21 protein-coding genes are annotated in these 18,099 nt (G+C 66.2%); 11 read left to right on the plus strand and 10 right to left on the minus strand.

Annotation, left to right across the window (positions count from 1 at the left end):
* Positions 1 to 523, minus strand: a 523-nt coding sequence (locus tag MKP05_RS17350) for an IS21 family transposase (RefSeq protein ID WP_500684156.1), incomplete at its 3' end; no start/stop codon positions are given.
* Positions 524 to 765: 242 nt separating this feature from the next.
* On the opposite strand from MKP05_RS17350, the gene MKP05_RS21965 reads away from it, so the two are divergent.
* The 6 genes from MKP05_RS21965 (at position 766) to putP (ending at position 7,656) form a co-directional block, all read left to right on the plus strand.
* Positions 766 to 1,023: an HNH endonuclease signature motif containing protein gene (locus tag MKP05_RS21965; protein WP_369127981.1), complete on the plus strand. Its 258-nt coding sequence runs from the start codon at positions 766 to 768 to the stop codon at positions 1,021 to 1,023.
* A 145-nt stretch (positions 1,024 to 1,168) separates the two neighbouring features.
* The gene (locus MKP05_RS17355) at positions 1,169 to 1,300 is read left to right on the plus strand and encodes a 3-keto-5-aminohexanoate cleavage protein (protein ID WP_240569447.1); all 132 of its coding nucleotides are present in this window, start codon (positions 1,169 to 1,171) and stop codon (positions 1,298 to 1,300) included.
* A 67-nt stretch (positions 1,301 to 1,367) separates the two neighbouring features.
* On the plus strand, positions 1,368 to 1,742 hold the full coding sequence (locus tag MKP05_RS17360; RefSeq protein WP_240569448.1) for a hypothetical protein: 375 nt from the start codon (positions 1,368 to 1,370) through the stop codon (positions 1,740 to 1,742).
* Positions 1,743 to 1,805: 63 nt separating this feature from the next.
* The gene (locus MKP05_RS17365; RefSeq protein WP_240569449.1) at positions 1,806 to 2,606 is read left to right on the plus strand and encodes a helix-turn-helix transcriptional regulator; all 801 of its coding nucleotides are present in this window, start codon (positions 1,806 to 1,808) and stop codon (positions 2,604 to 2,606) included.
* 184 nt (positions 2,607 to 2,790) lie between these two features.
* Entirely contained in the window at positions 2,791 to 5,982 is a 3,192-nt protein-coding gene (gene putA / locus MKP05_RS17370; protein WP_240569450.1) for a bifunctional proline dehydrogenase/L-glutamate gamma-semialdehyde dehydrogenase PutA, read from the plus strand.
* Between the two features lie 183 nt (positions 5,983 to 6,165).
* Positions 6,166 to 7,656 carry a sodium/proline symporter PutP gene (gene putP, locus MKP05_RS17375; protein WP_240569451.1) on the plus strand — a complete coding sequence of 497 codons (1,491 nt, stop codon included), beginning with the start codon at positions 6,166 to 6,168 and terminating at the stop codon, positions 7,654 to 7,656.
* Between the two features lie 64 nt (positions 7,657 to 7,720).
* Here putP and MKP05_RS17380 read toward each other — a convergent pair whose 3' ends face one another.
* Positions 7,721 to 8,014, minus strand: coding sequence for a hypothetical protein (locus tag MKP05_RS17380; protein ID WP_240569452.1), 294 nt, complete (start codon positions 8,012 to 8,014; stop codon positions 7,721 to 7,723).
* 300 nt (positions 8,015 to 8,314) lie between these two features.
* Between MKP05_RS17380 and MKP05_RS17385 the strand changes: the two genes are divergently transcribed.
* Positions 8,315 to 8,908 (plus strand): OmpW/AlkL family protein, encoded by a 594-nt coding sequence (locus MKP05_RS17385; RefSeq protein WP_110281989.1) that lies wholly within the window; start codon positions 8,315 to 8,317, stop codon positions 8,906 to 8,908.
* 72 nt (positions 8,909 to 8,980) lie between these two features.
* Here the strand turns inward: MKP05_RS17385 and MKP05_RS17390 are convergent, their stop codons facing one another.
* From MKP05_RS17390 to MKP05_RS17400, 3 genes are all read right to left on the minus strand, one after another.
* Positions 8,981 to 9,481 (minus strand): gamma-glutamylcyclotransferase family protein, encoded by a 501-nt coding sequence (locus MKP05_RS17390; RefSeq protein WP_110281990.1) that lies wholly within the window; start codon positions 9,479 to 9,481, stop codon positions 8,981 to 8,983.
* Positions 9,482 to 9,501: 20 nt separating this feature from the next.
* Positions 9,502 to 9,834 carry a YqcC family protein gene (locus MKP05_RS17395; RefSeq protein ID WP_110281991.1) on the minus strand — a complete coding sequence of 111 codons (333 nt, stop codon included), beginning with the start codon at positions 9,832 to 9,834 and terminating at the stop codon, positions 9,502 to 9,504.
* Between the two features lie 66 nt (positions 9,835 to 9,900).
* Positions 9,901 to 10,047, minus strand: coding sequence for a hypothetical protein (locus MKP05_RS17400; RefSeq protein WP_240569453.1), 147 nt, complete (start codon positions 10,045 to 10,047; stop codon positions 9,901 to 9,903).
* 174 nt (positions 10,048 to 10,221) lie between these two features.
* Between MKP05_RS17400 and MKP05_RS17405 the strand changes: the two genes are divergently transcribed.
* From MKP05_RS17405 to MKP05_RS17420, 4 genes are all read left to right on the plus strand, one after another.
* The gene (locus MKP05_RS17405; protein ID WP_240569454.1) at positions 10,222 to 11,247 is read left to right on the plus strand and encodes a DUF3549 family protein; all 1,026 of its coding nucleotides are present in this window, start codon (positions 10,222 to 10,224) and stop codon (positions 11,245 to 11,247) included.
* Between the two features lie 24 nt (positions 11,248 to 11,271).
* A complete protein-coding gene (locus MKP05_RS17410; RefSeq protein WP_110281993.1) occupies positions 11,272 to 11,709 on the plus strand; it encodes an ATP-dependent zinc protease family protein in 438 nt (145 codons plus the stop codon).
* A 28-nt stretch (positions 11,710 to 11,737) separates the two neighbouring features.
* Positions 11,738 to 12,646 carry a 30S ribosomal protein S6--L-glutamate ligase gene (gene rimK, locus MKP05_RS17415; RefSeq protein ID WP_110281994.1) on the plus strand — a complete coding sequence of 303 codons (909 nt, stop codon included), beginning with the start codon at positions 11,738 to 11,740 and terminating at the stop codon, positions 12,644 to 12,646.
* A 110-nt stretch (positions 12,647 to 12,756) separates the two neighbouring features.
* The gene (locus MKP05_RS17420; protein WP_110281995.1) at positions 12,757 to 13,200 is read left to right on the plus strand and encodes a hypothetical protein; all 444 of its coding nucleotides are present in this window, start codon (positions 12,757 to 12,759) and stop codon (positions 13,198 to 13,200) included.
* Positions 13,201 to 13,211: 11 nt separating this feature from the next.
* Here the strand turns inward: MKP05_RS17420 and MKP05_RS17425 are convergent, their stop codons facing one another.
* The 5 genes from MKP05_RS17425 to sufC form a co-directional block, all read right to left on the minus strand.
* Positions 13,212 to 13,925: a SanA/YdcF family protein gene (locus MKP05_RS17425; protein WP_240569455.1), complete on the minus strand. Its 714-nt coding sequence runs from the start codon at positions 13,923 to 13,925 to the stop codon at positions 13,212 to 13,214.
* 182 nt (positions 13,926 to 14,107) lie between these two features.
* Complete coding sequence (gene sufT, locus MKP05_RS17430) at positions 14,108 to 14,680, minus strand: putative Fe-S cluster assembly protein SufT (protein ID WP_110281997.1); 573 nt, start codon at positions 14,678 to 14,680, stop codon at positions 14,108 to 14,110.
* An 8-nt stretch (positions 14,681 to 14,688) separates the two neighbouring features.
* A complete protein-coding gene (locus MKP05_RS17435) occupies positions 14,689 to 15,948 on the minus strand; it encodes a cysteine desulfurase (RefSeq protein ID WP_110281998.1) in 1,260 nt (419 codons plus the stop codon).
* 15 nt (positions 15,949 to 15,963) lie between these two features.
* The gene (sufD, locus tag MKP05_RS17440) at positions 15,964 to 17,322 is read right to left on the minus strand and encodes a Fe-S cluster assembly protein SufD (protein WP_240569456.1); all 1,359 of its coding nucleotides are present in this window, start codon (positions 17,320 to 17,322) and stop codon (positions 15,964 to 15,966) included.
* Positions 17,319 to 18,071 carry a Fe-S cluster assembly ATPase SufC gene (gene sufC / locus MKP05_RS17445; RefSeq protein ID WP_110282000.1) on the minus strand — a complete coding sequence of 251 codons (753 nt, stop codon included), beginning with the start codon at positions 18,069 to 18,071 and terminating at the stop codon, positions 17,319 to 17,321. Before sufC ends, sufD begins: the two co-directional genes overlap by 4 nt.
* Positions 18,072 to 18,099: the final 28 nt, after the last annotated feature.

Below are 18,099 nucleotides of genomic sequence, written 5' to 3' on the forward strand. Positions count from 1 at the left end.
CGCCGCCCAGCACCACGCGCACGTGACACCAGCCGCTGAAGGCCAGGCGGAAGTGATAGAGCCGGTGATCCAGCGGTTGCCCGGCGACCGTGATGGCGATGCCCTTGAGCTCGGTGAAGTCGGAGAGCCCCCGCAACCCAGGGCCGTGGGTCTGCGGGAACATCACCTCCTTGTCCGGCCCGTGCGCGGCTCGCCAGCCCTTGACCCGGCGCTGCAGGGTACGCAGCAGGCTGTCCGGATACTGACCGGGGAACTGCTCCTGAAGCCACTCCAGCAGCGTCAGTGCCTGAAGATCCGGGGTGGCCGCTAACTGCGGAACGAGCACTTCGCCCCATACGTCAGCGAAGGGGTCTGGCCGGGTCCGCCATTGGCGAGGTGCCGGCGGTTCGGGGGATTCGGCACGGCGTTCGAGGCGGCGGGCGGTGCTGACCGAGAGACCGGCCTTGGCGGCAGCGACATCTTGGGTCTGGCCTTGCTGACGTTGCGACATGTAGAGCGTGACCTGTTGGCTGGTGACCGCCATACCGGCTCCCTGGTGGGTCGGGACAAGCAGTCAAGCTTAGGGCAACCGGTCAGAATAGTTGTCGTCCACCGGCCAGAGTAATTGTCGCTCTATACTCCCGGGATTGGGTGTTCTGTGAAGGCGAGCACAGGCTCTTCCTTCTGTCAGAGGTAAAGTGCTGCAGACACGTCAAGATCTCGTCTGAAGCTAACCTCTACGATCCAGCCTACGAGGAATACTTCGAAAAGCTGGTGAAGCGGCAGATGGCCTCCAACGCGATTCCCAAGTTGAACCGCATCTGGAGAGCGCAGAAAGGGAAGTGTCCAGTGTGCGATCAGCCCATCACGACCGAGACCAAGTGGGATGTACACCACAAGGTCTGGAAGAGTCTTGGGGGCAGTGACGCACTGGACAACTTGGTGCTATTGCACGAGAATTGCCACAATCTGATTCACTCACGTGGTTTTACGTCGTGGGAGAAAGGAATTGTGGACCTTGGTCGCCGGTCTGGTCAGAGTTGACCAGGCTTCGTGACTGCTTGAGCCGGATGCAGGGAAACTTGCACGTCCGGTTCTGAGGGGGGGACCTAGCCGCGAGGCTACGTCCCTACCCGACTTAAGACGAGGGTTCGATTCCCTTCACCCGCTCCAGGCATCATCCAACTAGTTGATCATCCAGATTTTTCCTACCTTTCATACGGCCCTGGTCAAGCGCGTGGCCGAGATGTGCGAACGTTACGAGCGCCCCGTGGCGACCTGGCAGCAGGCCCGCGAGATTCTCCAGCTCGACATGCCCTGAACCACGACCGGGTTTCGCGAACACGGCCGCCCGGCCCATCCCGGGCAGCCTGGCAATGAGTCACTCCATGGCACTGTTTCTACTCGTCTTCGCCGTCTGCCTGCTGGTCTTCGGCGGCATGATCGCCATCCTGTTGTTCTCCCGCACGCCCCGCTACCGCACCGAGCCCCGCCATCTGCTCGACCTGTTCGACAAGGCACTGGAGGACCGTGTCGACGAGGGCGAATGGAACGCCATCATCGACTACCCGATTCGCCATGACGACTACCTGGACGGCGTACGCCGGCGGGCCCGTCGACTGATGGAGGAGCACGGCCGCCACTGGCGCAAGGCACAGGGCAGGCCGCTGCTCGACAGCACCGGGCGGGAGGAACTCGCCGCGCTGCGCAAGCACCTCGCCGCCCATGCCGACCTGCAGGAGCGCCGGCGCCATGAGACATGAGTTCCGCCACCGCTTCGGCTAGAATGTGGGCTCATGCCGACACCGTCCGGGACGGGGACCGCCATGCCCAGCTTCATCCGCCAGATTCCCCTCGACACCGCCACCCAGCACCACGACCACGACTTTCACCAGGTCGTGATCGGGCTGCGTGGCCAGGCGGAATTCGAGATCGAGGGGCTGGGCGGCTCGATCACGGCGCTGTCGGGCTGCATCGTGCCGGCCAACCACGTGCATTACTACGCCGGCACCGGCGACAATCGCCAGCTGATCCTCGACCTGCCCGCCCAGGCCCCGTCGCTGACCGGCTTCCACCACGAGCTGGCACGACTGTTCGACGCTCCGCGCTTCTTCACCCTGGATGATCCGCTCAGGCGCTATCTCGACTTCCTGCTCCACGAACTGGCCGTTTCCCCGGCCTCGGCGACCGCCACCCAGGGCGACCGCCTGGCCGCCACCCTGCTGGGCTGCCTGCACGCCCGCCTGGCCGGTGGAGCCGAGCCCGACCACCACCGGCTGGACCTGAAACACCTCGACCGCTTCATCGAGCGTCACCTCTCGAGCCGCCTGAGCGTGGGTGACCTGGCCCGCGAGGCCTGCCTGAGCGAGGCCCACTTCCGCCACTGCTTCCGACAGCAGACGGGGCTCAGCCCCTGGCAGTACGTGCGACGCAAGCGCCTCGCATCGGCACGGCGGCTGCTGGCCGAGAGCCGGCTGCCGCTCTCCGAGGTCGCCGCCCTCACCGGTTTCGCCAACCAGAGCGCCCTCTCCAACGCCTGTCGCGAAGCCTTCGGCCAGTCACCCAGCATGCTGCGACGGGTCGGGCATCCCGCGTCGTCGCGGACTGCGGCGCTCGCCGGACATTAGACCAAGGTCGCATTCCGGGGCGCCCACGCACCGATAACCGCAGAATCGACAAGAATCTCCGCGGAATCGGCAAGCAGCCATGCCCATCGCCTCCTAAAGTCAGGGTAAAGCCGTTTTACCTGGCGCATCACGCCTGCCACGAATCCGGCCCACCGCGTCAGACGACTCCACCAGGAATTCTTTCATGCTCAATTCCAACAACATGCTGAATGCCACCACCTGGCAGCAGGATCTCGACACCCTCTTCGCCCGCATCAGCGACCACTACGTGGTCGACGAGGACGCCTTCGTCGGCGAGCTGATCGACACCCTCAGCGCCAACCCCGAGGACTTCCGTCGCATCGCCGGCAAGACCGCCGAGCTGGTACGCGAGGTCCGGGAGATGGATACCGCCGTCGACACCATCGACGAGTTGCTCCAGCAGTACAGCCTCGATAACCACGAGGGGCTGATGCTGATGTGCCTCGCCGAGGCGATGCTGCGCATCCCCGACAAGGCCACCGCCGATGCCCTGATCGAGGACAAGCTGGGCCCGGCCGACTGGAAGGCCCACCTCGGCCAGAGCGAGTCCTGGATGGTCAACGCCTCCACCTGGGGCCTGCTGATGACCGGCCGGGTGGTGACCCTGGACAAGCCGAAGGACGGCAAGCCCTCGAGCTTCATCAACAGGCTGGTCAATCGCATGGGCGAGCCGGTGATCCGCCGCGCCATGGTCGAGGCCATGAAGATCATGGGCAGGCAGTTCGTACTGGGCCGCGACATCGACGAGGCGCTCAAGCGCTCCAAGCCGCTGTTCGACAAGGGCTACACCTACTCCTACGATATGCTCGGCGAGGCCGCCCGCACCCGCCGCGACGCCAAGCGCTACTTCGACGACTATGCCCGGGCCATCGAGCGGGTCGGCAAGACCAGCCGCTCGCTGTCCGCCAAGACGCCCACCCCCTCGATCTCGATCAAGCTCTCGGCGCTCCATCCGCGCTACGAGTTCGGCCGTCGCGAGCAGGTGCTCGAGGAGCTGGTCGGCAGCGTGCTCGAGCTGGCCGGCCTGGCGCGGGAGCTGGGCGTGGCGGTGACCATCGATGCCGAGGAGGTCGACCGCCTGGAGCTGTCCCTGGAGGTGTTCCGCGCCGTCTACGAGAGCAGCATCTGCCGGGGCTGGGGCAAGTTCGGCCTGGTGGTGCAGGCCTATTCCAAGCGCGCCCTGCCGGTGCTGCACTACCTCAACCGCCTGGCCGAGTATCAGGGCGACGAGATCCCGCTGCGCCTGGTCAAGGGTGCCTACTGGGACAGCGAGATCAAGGAGTCGCAGCAACTCGGCGTGGACGGCTACCCGGTCTACACCCGCAAGGCCGCCACCGACGTGGCCTACCTGGTCTGCGCACGCTTCCTGCTCTCCGACGCAACGCGTGGGCGAATCTTCCCGCAGTTCGCCACTCACAACGCCCATACCATCAGCGCCATCCTGGAGCAGGCCAACGAGGTCTCGCGCGCCTTCGAGTTCCAGCGCCTGCATGGCATGGGCGAGGCGCTCTACGACGCCGCCCTGAAGCGCGCTCCCCGGGGCACCTACTGCCGCATCTACGCGCCGGTCGGCGCCCACAAGGACCTGCTGCCCTACCTGGTGCGTCGCCTGCTGGAGAACGGCGCCAACTCCTCCTTCGTCCACCAGCTGGTCGACCCCAAGGTGCCGGTGGAATCGCTGTGCGTGCACCCGGTGGAGACCCTCAAGCAGCACAAGACCTATGCCAACAACAGGATTCCCTTGCCCAAGGACATCTATGGCCCTGACCGTCGGAACTCGAAGGGAGTGAACCTGAACATCAACAGCCAGTACCAGCCGCTGATGGACGCCATGGCCAAGCACATGGACACCCGGTACGAGGCCCGCCCCCTGCTGGCCTTCGACGTGGCCACCGACCCGGCCCTGGTCCACGAGGTCACCAGTCCCCATGATCGCCGCCAGACCGTCGGCAGCGTGCTGTGGACCAGCAAGGAGCAGGCACAGCAGGCCCTGGACGCCGCCTGGGCAGCCTTCCCCCGCTGGGACGAGACCCCGGTGGCCGAGCGGGCGGCCATCCTGCGCCGCTTCGCCGACCTGATGGAGGAACACCTGGCCGAGCTGATGGCGCTGTGCTCCCGCGAGGGCGGCAAGCTGCTCACCGACGGCGTCGACGAGATCCGCGAGGCGGTGGACTTCTGCCGCTACTACGCGACCCGCGCCGAGGAACTGTTCGCCAACCCGACCCGCCTGCCCGGGCCGACCGGCGAGTCCAACGACCTGGTGATGGGCGGCAAGGGCGTGTTCGCGGCGATCAGCCCCTGGAACTTCCCGGTGGCGATCTTCTGCGGCCAACTGGTCGCCACCGCGGTGGCCGGCAACACCGTGCTGGCCAAGCCCGCCGAGCAGACCTCGATCGTCGCCCACCGCGTCGTCGAGCTGCTCTTTGAAGCCGGCATGCCGCGCGACGTGGTCCAGCTGCTGCCCGGCGACGGCCCCACCGTGGGCAGCGTGCTGACCTCCGACCCGCGCATCACCGGCGTGGTGTTCACCGGCGGCACCGACACCGCCCAGATCATCAACCGCGCCCTGGCGGCACGGGAGAACGCCCCGCTGCCGACCCTGATCGCCGAGACCGGCGGCATGAACGCCATGATCGTCGACTCCACCGCCCTGCCCGAGCAGGTGGTGGCCGACGTCATCCAGTCCGCCTTCCAGAGTGCCGGCCAGCGCTGCTCGGCGCTGCGCGTGCTCTACCTGCAGGACGATGTCGCCGACCGGGTGATCGAGATCCTCGAGGGCGCCATGGATGAGCTGCATGTCGGCGACCCCCGCGAGCTGGGCACCGACGTCGGCCCGGTCATCGACGAGGATGCCCGCAAGGGCCTCATGGCGCATATCGAGAAGCTCAAGGGCGAAGGCCGCCTGCTGGCCGAGACACGGCTCGATCCGGCCCACACCGCCCACGGTACCTTCATCGCGCCCACGGCCTTCCGCATCGACGGCATCGATGCCCTGGAGCGGGAGCAGTTCGGTCCGGTCCTGCACATCGTGCGCTACAAGGCCAGCGAGATCGACAAGGTGATCGACTCGATCAACGGCCGTGGCTACGGGTTGACGTTCGGCGTGCACAGCCGCAACGAATCCTTTGCCGAGCTGATAGCGCAGAAGATTCGGGCTGGCAATGTCTATGTCAACCGCAATATCATCGGCGCCGTCGTCGGGGTCCAGCCCTTCGGTGGCCAGGGCCTCTCCGGCACAGGTCCCAAGGCGGGTGGTCCTCACTACCTGCTGCGGTTTGCCACGGAAAAGACGGTGACCGTCAACACCGCTGCCCTGGGCGGCAACGCGTCACTGCTCGCGCTGGGAGACGAGTGATCCCCACTCGTCATCAACGACAACAAGGCTGAAGGAACCTCCCCCATGGTTGATAACAACGCCACCATCGGCTTCACGTTCGCGCTCTACCTGATCGTGATGCTCGCCATCGGCGTTCTGGACTCCATGCGTGCCAACAACCTGTCGGAGCTACGTCCGGCCTAATAATCTGGAGAAGTTTTTATGGCTATTGGTGTTTGGATCAGTCTTTTTGCTTACTTTGCGCTCATGATCGCCATCGGCTTTTATGCCATGCGCAAATCTACGTCTACGTCTGAAGATTACATGCTGGGTGGCCGAGCCCTCAGCCCGCAAGTGGCGGCCCTGTCGGCCGGTGCTTCGGACATGAGCGGCTGGTTGCTGCTGGGTTTGCCCGGGGCACTGTTTGCATCTGGCTTGGGTCAGGCCTGGATCGGTATCGGTCTGCTCGTGGGTGCGTTCTTCAACTGGACTCTGGTCGCACCACGCCTTCGCGAACAGACGGTACACTATGGTAATGCGATAACCATTCCAGAATTCCTGGCAAACCGGTTCCCGACTCGGGCCATGTCACTGAGAACGGTATCCGCTATCGTCATAGTCGTCTTTTTCGCGGTTTACACGGCGTCAGGCCTGGTGGCAGGCGGCAAGTTGTTCGAAAGCGCGTTTTCCGGAGTTATCAACATTGGTGGCCTGAGCGACTACGCTGCGGGCATCATCATCACACTCGGCGTGGTACTTGCCTATACGGTTGTCGGCGGCTTCCTGGCCGTGAGCATGACGGACTTCGTGCAAGGCTGCATCATGATGCTGGCCTTGGTGATCATGCCGGCGGTTGTGCTCTTTGGCGAAGGTGGTGGCGGTTTCGCCCAGGCATCACAGACCCTGAATGAAGTCGATCCTACGCTACTATCGTGGACGGAGGGACTGACCTTTATCGGCTGGCTGTCTGCGGTGACCTGGGGGCTGGGTTATTTCGGGCAGCCGCACATCATCGTGCGCTTCATGGCCATCCGGACGCTGAAGGATGTCCCTGTGGCCCGTAACATCGGTATGAGCTGGATGCTCATCTCCCTGATCGGTGCGATCTCTCTGGGTGTGTTCGGCCGGGCCTATGCGATCCGCAATGGTATGGATGTCCAGGATCCGGAAACGATCTTTATCATCCTGGCGGATCTGCTGTTCCATCCGCTGATCACCGGCTTCCTCTATGCTGCCCTGCTTGCTGCGATCATGAGCACCATTTCCAGCCAGCTTCTGGTGTCGTCTTCATCACTGACCGAGGACTTCTATCGCCTGTTCCTGCGTAAAGAGGCTACGGAGAAGGAGACCGTCGGCGTAGGCCGGATCAGTGTCGTCCTGGTGGGTTTGGTTGCAGCCGTCATTGCGTCTGATCCGGACTCTCAGGTCCTGGGGCTGGTCAGTAACGCCTGGGCAGGCTTTGGTGCGGCATTCGGCCCGCTAATCATCCTGTCGCTGATGTGGTCGCGCACGAACGGTGCTGGCGCAATCGCGGGCATGGTTGTGGGTGCCGTCACCGTGATGATCTGGATTTCACTGGGCTGGAACGGAGAGTTCATGGGGGGGGCCGGTGTGTACGAGATCATTCCTGGCTTCATCGCTTCCTTCATTGCCATCCTGGTGGTGAGCAGTGTTACCGCAGATGCCGGTGAATATCAGCAAATCCATCGCTAAATGAGTGCACAAACCGGTTAGAACGAGGCCGCCCACCGGGCGGCCTCATGCGTTATCGGGCCCCTCAGGCGGTCAGGGATCGCACCGCCAGCAGCAGGGCGAAGCTCCCCAGCGCCGCCAGGTTCCAGGGCGGCGAGACGGCGCGCCGCAGCCAGCGCCGGCGCGACGGCGGTTCCAGCGGCCCGATGAACCCCGCCCCCAGCGCCCAGGCCCCCAGCAGGACCGCCGGCAGTCGCAGCGGCCACGCCAGCCCCTGGATCAACGACGGCTGCAGCAGCAGCCAGACGGCCAGCGCCGCCGCCAGCAGTAGTGCCCCCAGGGTCCAGCCGTTCCCTTGCGGTGATATCGCGACGCGCATGCTCGCCCCTCCCGGCTCGCCAAGCCCTCCCCTCCTAGTCAAGACGATTCCGGCCGAACTGGCGAGTCACACCTGCTGCAGTGCAGAAATATTTGTACAAGTTTTGCAACACCTCATTATCCTATCGCCGCCGCCCTGAGGGAGAACATCGGTGATACACTCGCTATATCAGGATCGCCACGGCCATAACAATTTTTTACAAGACTTTTAGAAACAGCGTTTCCTATAATGGGAACGTCCAATGCCCGCCGGGCTATCCGGTGAGAAGTTTCTGGCTCGAACTAATGGAGGAATCCCCTCATGAGCAAGACCAAACTGATCTCTGCCGTCGCCATCGCTGCCGGCTGCGCCTTCGCCAGCCAGGCCGCCCTGGCCTATAGCGCCGGTGACATCTTCGTCCGTGGCGGCATCGGCAAGTCCGACACCCGCTCCGACAACGGCGTCGTCGACAGCATCAGCAGCGGCGAGCGCGGCTTCACCTACGGTGCCGGCTACCTGTTCCACGACAAGATCGGCGTCGAGCTCAACGGTTCCGAGAAGATCGAGCATGACTTCTCCGCCGGCGACCTGTCCGGCAGCTTCGACCGCATGCCGGTCAACCTGCTGGTCAACTACTACCCGCTGGGTGGCCTCGACTCCCGTGTCCAGCCCTACGTCGGCGCCGGCCTCAACTACACTCGCTTCTCCGGCGAGCCGGAAGGCATCGACGCCCGCCGCAACTACGGTGCCGTGGGTCAGGTGGGTATCGATCTGGCCGTGACCGACAACTTCATGCTCAACGGCTTCGCCAACTACGCCGACGTCGAATCCCGCCTGTCGGTGGACGGCGAGCGCATCGGCAAAGCCAAGGTCGACCCGATGACCATCGGCGGCGGCGTGACCCTGCGCTTCTGAGCGCACCGCCCGTCATGACGAGGCCCGCCAAAATTGGCGGGCCTCGTGGCGTTTCCGGGTAGCGACACGACGTCAGCGGGGCGCATGCCGCGACAACCCCAGTTGCCCCAGGGCGTGGTCGTCGAGGCCGGCCACGGCCTCCACCGCCGCCAGGCGGCGGTGGTAGTCGGGGGTCAGGAAGGGCTCGCCGGCCAGCAGGTGCTCGAGGTACTCCCGGGCCGGCCGCAGCGCCTCGGCGGTGGTGCCCTGCGCGGCGATATAGACCCAGGCCTCGATGGCACCCTCGCGGGTCGTCACCGGCAGGCGATGGCGATCGTACTCGCGAGGATAGCCCTCGAAGGGATCCATCAGCCGGATCTGTTCCGGGTGCTCGAGCTCGAACAGCGCCCCCTCGACCCGCGCCCCCGTCACCGGTGCCACGTTGGCATGGGCGATGCCCACGACCTTCGAGGCCTTGTCGAAGCGCAGGGCATGGTCGTGCAGGACCCCGGCGAGCACGCGGCGAGTATCGCCGATGCGCGCCGCGACCCGGGCCGGGTTCATGTTGCTGCCATAGGCGAAGTAGTAAGGCATGTCAGGTTCGGCTCCCGGTACTAGTTTTCGGTGACGAGGCGATCGATCTCCTCGACCACCTTGCGCATCAGCAACCGCTCGCTGGTCCGGGCCCCCTGCTGGGCCAGGTAGGCGTCCACCGCCGGCGCCACCTCGCACTTCGCCGGCAGGGGCGCGGCCTCCTCGACCAGGGCGTCCAGGCGAACGATGAACACGAAGCGCAGCCACTGGGGCAGCGCCATGGTGTCCACGCAGAAGGGTTGCACGCTCTCGAAGGCCTCGGGGTCGGGGCGCTCCATGCTCCACAGGTTGGTGGCCCTCATGGTGGCCTCGAGCTCCCGCAGTGCCTGCTCGAGCTCCTCGTGAACGGTCATGGGGTGTCCCTCCGGTATGTCTGTCCCTTCATTATCTCGCGCCCACCCGGTGAGGGCCAACCGGGATCAGAGGCCCCCCCGAAGCCGATGCTCGACCCACTCGGGCCCCAGGGAGGAGGTCGGTTCGTCGAACAGGATCACCTCGACCCGGGCCACGGCCAATAACCGCTGATTATGCCTGCCATAGGCCAGCGGTGCAGGAAGTTCATTCACAGAATCCCTGAACGTCCCTGTGGATAATCGTTGGAAAGGTGTGTCATACGCCGGTAAGCCGGGCCTTCGCCACCGCTGATCAGGAATTGACCAGCGCGGTCCCGCCGCCCTGCTCGCTGCGGGCTGACAGGACGCAGGCGCCACGGTAGAGTGCACGGTCCGAGAGGAGGGAGCATGCAACCGATTCACAGCCTTCATGATTTCTTCGTGCGCAGCGGCGCCGAGGTGTACCTCTACCACCTGGGGCGACGCGTCGAGCCCTGCCCCCTGGCGACCCTGGCCGCCTTCGAGGCCGATGAGCTCGCCTGGCCAACCCCCTGGCGGGGCGAGGCGCGCCTCGGCCTGGTGTTCCGCCTGGGTGACGTGCGAGATCCGCTGATCTGGTTCCTGGCGCTGCCCCTCGACGAACAGGGCCGGTTGGTGCCGGCACCGCGAGACGCCTTCGTCCAGCGCCTGCTCGAGACCCTGGGCCGCAGCGTCTCGGCCGTGGGCCGCGGGGATGGCGCCGAGGTCGACAACCTGATGCAGGACAACCCGCTGGCCTTCACGCCCGCCCTGCCCTTCCAGGCCATGCTGCACGCCCGGGCCAGCCTCGACCTGGGCCTGCCAGCCAGCCAGCACCTGGAGCCGGTGGAGGCCTATCTGAGCGGCCAGCAGGCGCTCGACTGGCAGGCGCTCGGCCTGCAGGGCCTGGCCGACTTCGCCGTGCGCATGGACGAGGAGGCGAGCCGAAGCCTGGCCGCTCGCCTCCCCGAGCTGCCCGGCCAGGTACTCGTCTCGCTGTGCTACTGTCTCGAACATGTGACCATCGACGACGACCTCGCCCGGGCACTGCGCCAGCGCGGGGAGGCGGCCGCCTCCGCCGGTGACATCGAAGGCTTCTGTGCCTGCGTGCGCGCCATGGGCGGCGCCTCGGCGACAATCGCCGGCCCCTGGTTCGACGCACTGCTCGACGACCCGGACGCCTGCGGCCCCGACCTGCTGGCGGCCATCGCCGGCCGTGGCTGGACGCACCTCGAGCACGGCGAGCGCCTGCCGCGCTTCCTCACGCGCCTCGCGGAGCAGCGGGAGGTCGACTTCGCCGCCCTGGTACGCGACCTGGCGCTGGTGCCACGGCTGCGCCTGCCGGTACTGATGACGCTGCGCGAGGCCGAGGTTGACAGCGCCATCGGTCGTCGACTGGCCGGGCTGTCACGCTGAGCGCAGAGACCTGGGAGCGAGACGATGAAAGAACTGCCCTACACGCCCAAGGCGGTGATCGGCCGTCGCGAGATGATCACCCTGCCGGAGCTGCACCTGACCCTGTGTGCCAAGGCCGACACCGGGGCTCGTACGTCGGCGCTGCATGCCGAGGACATCGAGTCCTATGAAGAGGACGACCACCTCTGGGTCAGCTTCACCACCCGCAGTGCCGGCCCCGGAACCCCGGCGCACGTCTATCGCCTGCACCTGCATGACCGGCGCCTCGTGACCAGCTCCAACGGCCAGGCCGAGTGGCGCTACGTGATCCGCACACCGATGCGCCTGGGCGATCTCGAGTACCCGGTGGAGCTGACCCTGTCCGACCGGCGCAACATGCGCCACCCCATGCTGCTGGGACGCCGCGCCCTGCGCCGCCTCCTGGTGGCCCCCGGCGCCGCCTTCCTGCACGGCGAACCCTGACCCCCCGGCAATCGACCCGGAGTCCTGCATGCATATCGCGCTGCTGTCACGCAACCGCAACCTCTACTCCACCCGCCGACTGGTGGAAGCGGCCGAGCAACGGGGCCATACCGCTCGGGTGGTGGACACCCTGCGCTGCTACATGAACATCGCCTCGCATCGGCCCTCGATGCACTACAAGGGGCAGGAGATCGAACCGTTCGGCGCGGTGATCCCGCGCATCGGCTCCTCGGTAACCTTCTACGGCTGCGCGGTGCTGCGCCAGTTCGAGATGATGGGCACCTATGTGCTCAACGACTCGGTGGCCATCACCCGCTCCCGGGACAAGCTGCGCTCGCTGCAGCTGCTCTCGCGCAAGGGGCTGGGCCTGCCGATCACCGGCTTCGCCCACTCGCCGGACGACATTCCCGACCTGATCACCATGGTCAAGGGGGCCCCCCTGGTGATCAAGCTGCTGGAGGGCACCCAGGGCATCGGCGTGGTGCTGGCCGAGACCAACCAGGCGGCCGAGAGCGTGATCCAGGCCTTCATGGGCATGAAGGCCAACATCATGGTCCAGGAGTACATCAAGGAGGCCAGAGGGGCCGACATCCGCTGCTTCGTGATCGGCGACAAGGTGGTGGCATCGATGAAGCGTCAGGCGGCCGATGGCGAGTTCCGCTCCAACCTGCACCGCGGCGGCACCGCCAGCGTGATCCGCATCACCCCGGAGGAGCGTTCCACGGCGATCCGTGCCGCCAAGGCCATGGGGCTGCGGGTGGCGGGCGTCGACCTGTTGCGCTCCAACCACGGCCCGGTGATCATGGAGGTGAATTCCTCGCCGGGCCTACAGGGCATCGAGGACGCCACCGGCAAGGACATCGCCGGCCTGATCATCGAGCACATCGAGAAGAACGCCGCCACCCCGCGCAAGGCCCCCCCTAAACCCAAGGGTTAATTGCGGGAAAAGCGCCCGAACTTGTAAAAAGGGGAAATTAATCGCTCCCGGGGGTAGCAAAACAGTGTTTCCCCCGCCACAATCGCCGTCACCGGAGGAGGTGACCGCTCATGTTTCTCGACAATCGCCAAGTGGCGATGGACAGCGCCCTCGAGGCGCTGGCCGACAGCATCGACTACTTTCAGGACAATCTGGAGCGCCTGCGCCCATCCCTGCGCGACGCCCTCAAGCCCCACTACGAAGCCAGGGCGAAGTCGATGCACGAGTTGCAGGAGCTGGCCCGCAAGCACCTCGCCCTGCTGCCTCGGGATGCCGATGTCGAGCGAGACGACTACATGTGGCTGTGGAGTCGGCTGAAGAGCTTCGTCGGCAACGACAGCCAGGTGCTGATCGGCGAGCTGCTCGAACAGGAGCGGGTACTGATGCAGGCGCTCTCCACCCTCTTCACCCATCCCCTGCCCGAGCCAATCGAGCCGGTGATCGAGGAGTGTTTGAAGGGCTGCCGGGCACTGATCCGCGAGCTCTACGCCTCCCAGCAGCGTCAGCGCCGCTGACCGCCGGCCACCTACTCCTCGACGGCGGCTCCGTCCAGCACCCACGCCTCCCAGGAGCGGGGCGCGATCTCCAGCGGCTCCAGCGGGCCGAGGAAGTAGGGCTCTCGGCCCCAGACGTAGAGATCCCCCAGGGTCGCCACCCGGGCGATCCATTCCCGCGCCTGCAGCCGCCAGACTCCCCTCACCGGCCGCGACGGCACCGCACAGCCGGTCACCTCGAGCCCCAGGGTGTCGGCAATGTACAGCGCCCGCGGCAGATGCCACGCCTGGGTGATCAACAGCGCCCTCTCCACGCCGAACACGTCACGCGCCCGGGTCAGGGTGTCGAAGGTACTGAAGCCCGCATAGTCCAGGGTCATGTCCTCGTCGCGGACATGGCGCCCACGCAGGTCGCGCCACATGGTCACGGGCTCGTTGTAGAAACGGGTGCGATTGTCGCCGGAGAGCAGCAGGTGGTCGACCCGGTCGAGGCGAATCAGGCGTGCCGAGGCGCTCATGCGGGCATCGAAGTGAGGGTTGCGGACGCCGCTGCGGGTCCAGTGGGAGGTGCCGAAGACGATGCCGACCCGCTCCGCACCGCACAGCGGCAGTTCGTGCTCGATGCGCGCCTGGGTCTTGCCGAGCACCCAGAGGTTGCCGGCCACGAACAGCAGTGTCGCCAGGAGCAGCAACGCCCCCAGCGACATCAGCAACACCTTGAAGAACCTCAACAGCAGCGCGTGCATCGAACTCCCCGGCCGGAAACAGAGATACCGCAAGCACAGATTCATGTCGCGAGCGAAGAGAGGCTGGCCGTCGCCGGAGCAGAGCAACCGGAGTTGACTGGCGGCTCAATGAGGATGGCGAGCACCGCCGACGGTCAGCTTTTCACGAAGGGCTCGAGCGCAGCAATGAATCGGGCTTGCGGTTAGAACATGCCCAGTTCCAGCTTGGCTTCGTCGCTCATCATCTCACGGCTCCAGGGTGGGTCGAAGACGATCTCGGTGTGCACCTTGCTGATCTGCGGGGCGCCGAGAATCTTGTTGCGGGCATCGGCGGCGATCACGTCGCCCATGCCACAGCCCGGTGCGGTCAGGGTCATGCGGATGGTGACGATGCGCTCGCCGGTGATCAGCCGCTCGATGCGACAGCCGTAGACCAGGCCAAGGTCGACGATGTTGACCGGGATCTCCGGATCGAAGCAGGTGCGCAACTGGTCCCAGACGAACTGCTCGATCTCGTCGTCGGAGGCCGTCTCGGGCAGGGTCGGGCGCGGCAAGGCCTCGAGCCCCAGGGCATCCAGGTTGGCCCCCTCGATCAGGTAGAGCCGCCCCTCGAAGCCAACGCTGACCGAGCTGCCCTTGGCCTGCATCACGCTGACGAGGCTGTCCTCGACCAGGGTCACGGTCTTGCCGAAGGGAATGGAGATCGCCTCCACGTCGCGCTGCAGCGGCAGCGTCTGGCCCTTCTCGAGGCTGGCAATCTGCTCGATAGTGCTCATGGGGCTCCTTAGCGCACCATGCCGATGACCCGCTCCAGGGCCTCGGCGAAGACATCGACTTCTTCCAGGGTGTTATAGGCGGCGAACGAGGCCCGGCAGGTGGCATCGACGCCGAAGTGCGTCAGCAGCGGCTGGGCACAGTGGTGGCCGGTGCGGATCGCCACGCCGAGCTGATCGATCAGCAGGCCGATGTCCTGGGAGTGAGCCCCGTCGACCACGAACGACAGCACGCCGGCCTTGCCCGGTGCGGTGCCGAGGATGCGCAGGCCGTCGATGCGCAAGACACGTGCGGTGGCGTGCGCCAGCAGGCGCTGCTCCCAGGCGCCGATGGCCTCGAGGCCCAGGGCGTCGACCCACTTCAGCGCGGCGCCCAGGGCGATCACCTCGGCGATGGCCGGGGTGCCGGCCTCGAACTTGTGGGGAATCGCGGCGAAGGTGGTGGGCGTCTCGAAGGAGACGCTCCGGATCATCTCGCCACCGCCCTGCCAGGGTGGCATTGCCTCGAGCAGCCCGGCCTTGCCGTAGAGCACGCCCGCCCCGGTTGGCCCGTAGACTTTGTGCCCCGAGAAGGCATAGAAATCGGCATCGATATCGCGCACGTCCACCTTCTGGTGGGGCGCCGCCTGGGCACCGTCGACCAGGATCAGGGCCCCCTCGGCGTGGGCGATCGCCGCCATCTCGCGCACCGGGTTGACGGTACCGAAGGCATTGGAGACATGGTTCACCGCCACCAGTCGGGTGCGTGCGGTGAAAAGCCGACGGTAGGCGTCGAGGTCCAGCACGCCCCGCTCGTCCACCGGAATCACCTTGATCACGATGCCGAGCTCACTGGCCAGCAGCTGCCAGGGCACGATGTTGGAATGGTGCTCGAGCAGCGACACCAGCACCTCGTCGCCCGGCGTCAGGTTGGCCCGGCCCCAGGCGCCTGCCACCAGGTTGATCGCCTCGGTGGTGCCGCGGGTGAAGACGATCTCGCGGCTCTCGGCGGCGTTGAGGAAGGCCCGCACGGTCTCTCGGGTGCCCTCGAAGGCGGCGGTGGCCTCGTCGGCGAGGGTGTGCAGCCCGCGGTGGATGTTGGCGTTGTAGCGGCCGTAGTAGTCGTCGAATACCTCGATCACCTGCCGCGGGGTCTGGCTGGTGGCGGCGTTGTCGAGATACACCAGCGGCCTGCCGTGTACCTGGCGCGCCAGGATCGGGAAATCCGCGCGGACCGCTGTCACGTCGAGGGACGGAACATCAAGTGTGGTGCTGGTGGCCAGGTCAGTCATGGCTGCTTCCCCTCCTCATTGCTCGCCGAGTGCCACGGCGGTTTCCACCAGGCCGGCCAGGTTGAAGCGTTCGGGCAGCTTGCCGGCCACGGCCAGCTCGACCCGTTCGGACACGGCATCGAGATCCACCTGCTCCATCACCTCGCCGGCGAAGGCCAGGGTCAGCAGGCCGCGGGCGGTCTGCTCGTCGATGCCGCGGGTGCGCAGGGCGTAGATCGCCTCCTCGTCGAGCTGGCCGGTGGTGGCGCCGTGGGAGCACTTGACGTCGTCGGCATAGATCTCGAGTTCGGGCTTGGTGTCGATCTCGGCGCGGTCGGAGAGCAGCAGGTTGGCGTTGTTCTGGTACGCCTCGATCTTCTGGCTGTCGCGCTTGACGATCACCTTGCCGTTGAACACGCCATGGGCGCGGTCGTCGAGAATGCCCTTGTAGTTCTCGTCGGAGAAGGTGTAGGGCGCGTTGTGGTTGACCAGGGTGTGGTTGTCCACGTGCTGGCGCCCCTGGCCGTAGAAGAGGCCGTTGAAGTGGGTCTCCGCCCCCTGACCGTTGAGGTCCGCCACCAGGTCGGTGCGCACCAGGCCGCCGCCCAGGTTCAGGTTGAACGAGGTGAAGCGGCTGTCGCGGGCCTGCTCCACCTGGATGCTGGCCACGTGCAGGTCGCCGAGCGGCGCCTCCTGCAGCTTGTAGTGGGTCAGGATGGCCCCGCGATCCAGCATGATCTCCTCCACCAGGTTGGTGAAGTTGGTCGCGGCCTCCTCGCCCACATGGTGCTCGATCACCGTGGCCTGGCTGCGCCCGCCCGCCTCGACCAGGATGCGCGGGTGGCTCATCACCGGCGCCTCGCCGGCCCGGGAGAGGAACTGCAGGATGATCGGCTTCTCGACCACGGTGCCCGGCGCCAGGCGCAGTACCGCACCCTCCTCCATGAAGGCGGTGTTGAGCGCCGAGAAGGGCGAGAACTCGACCCCGGTGAGCCGCCCCAGCGGACCGCCCACGGCCTCGTGGTTCTCGACCAGCGCCTGCGACAGCGGCAGCAGCTGCACGCCGGCGGGCAGGTCGTCGAGCCGGGAGAGCGCCGCGGAGAAGACCCCGTCGACGAAGGTCAGGCGGTGCGCCTCGATGGGCAGCGTCAGGGCCGCCGCCGAGGCCTGGGAAAACTCGCCTTCGGTGGCCAGGGCGAAGTCGCCCCGGGCGATGGCGCGCACGTCGGTGTACTTCCACTGCTCGACGCGGCGATGGGGAAAGCCCATGGCCTCGAAGCGGGCGGCGCCGGCCTGGCGCCGGGCGGCGATCCAGGTCGGTTCGGGCCCTCGTGAAGCGGCGCGCTCGGCCAGGCGGTCGAGGAAGCGCGTCACATCGTTCTGAACATCGCTCATGCGGCGGTTTCCTCCAGCAGCCATTCGTAGCCGCGGGCCTCGAGCTCGCGGGCCAGCCCGGCATCGCCGCTCTTGACGATGCGGCCGTCGACCAGCACGTGGACCTTGTCGGGCACCACGAAGTCCAGCAGGCGCTGGTAGTGGGTCACCAGCAGGATGCCGCGATCCTCGGCGCGCAGGCTGTTGACGCCGTCGGCGACCACGCGCATGGCGTCGATATCGAGGCCGGAGTCGATCTCGTCGAGCATCGCCAGCCGCGGCTGCAGCACCAGCATCTGCAGGATCTCGTTGCGCTTCTTCTCGCCGCCGGAGAACCCCTCGTTGACGGCACGCTGCAGGAAGCTGGTGTCCATCTTCATGAAGGCGACCTTCTCCTTGATCAGCTTCATGAACTCCGGCGCCGGGATCTCCCCCTCGCCGCGGGCCGCACGCTGGGCGTTGAGCGCCGCCTTGAGCAGGTAGATGTTCTTGACCCCGGGGATCTCCACCGGGTACTGGAAGCCCAGCAGCAGCCCGGCCTGGGCCCGCTCCTCGATCTCCATCTCCAGGACGTCCCGGCCCTCGAAGGTGATGGAGCCGGCGGTCACCTCATAGCCGTCCTTGCCGGCGATCACCGCGGACAGGGTCGACTTGCCGGCCCCGTTGGGGCCCATGATGGCGTGGACTTCCCCGGCGTTGACGGTCAGGCTGAGGCCCTTGAGGATTTCGGAACCCTCGACCGTGACGTGCAGATCCTTGACTTCGAGCATGTTGATTACCTTTGATCCAGTTTGCGCC

This window comes from Halomonas flagellata, from assembly GCF_022487945.1.
Lineage (GTDB): Bacteria > Pseudomonadota > Gammaproteobacteria > Pseudomonadales > Halomonadaceae > Halomonas > Halomonas flagellata.

Coding starts and splice junctions, on each gene's coding strand:
- MKP05_RS21965 (WP_369127981.1), top strand. CDS start 766: ATGGCCTCCAACGCGATTCCCAAGTTGAACCGCATCTGGAGAGCGCAG.
- MKP05_RS17360 (WP_240569448.1), top strand. CDS start 1,368: ATGGCACTGTTTCTACTCGTCTTCGCCGTCTGCCTGCTGGTCTTCGGC.
- MKP05_RS17365 (WP_240569449.1), top strand. CDS start 1,806: ATGCCCAGCTTCATCCGCCAGATTCCCCTCGACACCGCCACCCAGCAC.
- putA (WP_240569450.1), top strand. CDS start 2,791: ATGCTCAATTCCAACAACATGCTGAATGCCACCACCTGGCAGCAGGAT.
- putP (WP_240569451.1), top strand. CDS start 6,166: ATGGCTATTGGTGTTTGGATCAGTCTTTTTGCTTACTTTGCGCTCATG.
- MKP05_RS17380 (WP_240569452.1), bottom strand. CDS start 8,014: ATGCGCGTCGCGATATCACCGCAAGGGAACGGCTGGACCCTGGGGGCA.
- MKP05_RS17385 (WP_110281989.1), top strand. CDS start 8,315: ATGAGCAAGACCAAACTGATCTCTGCCGTCGCCATCGCTGCCGGCTGC.
- MKP05_RS17390 (WP_110281990.1), bottom strand. CDS start 9,481: ATGCCTTACTACTTCGCCTATGGCAGCAACATGAACCCGGCCCGGGTC.
- MKP05_RS17395 (WP_110281991.1), bottom strand. CDS start 9,834: ATGACCGTTCACGAGGAGCTCGAGCAGGCACTGCGGGAGCTCGAGGCC.
- MKP05_RS17405 (WP_240569454.1), top strand. CDS start 10,222: ATGCAACCGATTCACAGCCTTCATGATTTCTTCGTGCGCAGCGGCGCC.
- MKP05_RS17410 (WP_110281993.1), top strand. CDS start 11,272: ATGAAAGAACTGCCCTACACGCCCAAGGCGGTGATCGGCCGTCGCGAG.
- rimK (WP_110281994.1), top strand. CDS start 11,738: ATGCATATCGCGCTGCTGTCACGCAACCGCAACCTCTACTCCACCCGC.
- MKP05_RS17420 (WP_110281995.1), top strand. CDS start 12,757: ATGTTTCTCGACAATCGCCAAGTGGCGATGGACAGCGCCCTCGAGGCG.
- MKP05_RS17425 (WP_240569455.1), bottom strand. CDS start 13,925: ATGCACGCGCTGCTGTTGAGGTTCTTCAAGGTGTTGCTGATGTCGCTG.
- sufT (WP_110281997.1), bottom strand. CDS start 14,680: ATGAGCACTATCGAGCAGATTGCCAGCCTCGAGAAGGGCCAGACGCTG.
- MKP05_RS17435 (WP_110281998.1), bottom strand. CDS start 15,948: ATGACTGACCTGGCCACCAGCACCACACTTGATGTTCCGTCCCTCGAC.
- sufD (WP_240569456.1), bottom strand. CDS start 17,322: ATGAGCGATGTTCAGAACGATGTGACGCGCTTCCTCGACCGCCTGGCC.
- sufC (WP_110282000.1), bottom strand. CDS start 18,071: ATGCTCGAAGTCAAGGATCTGCACGTCACGGTCGAGGGTTCCGAAATC.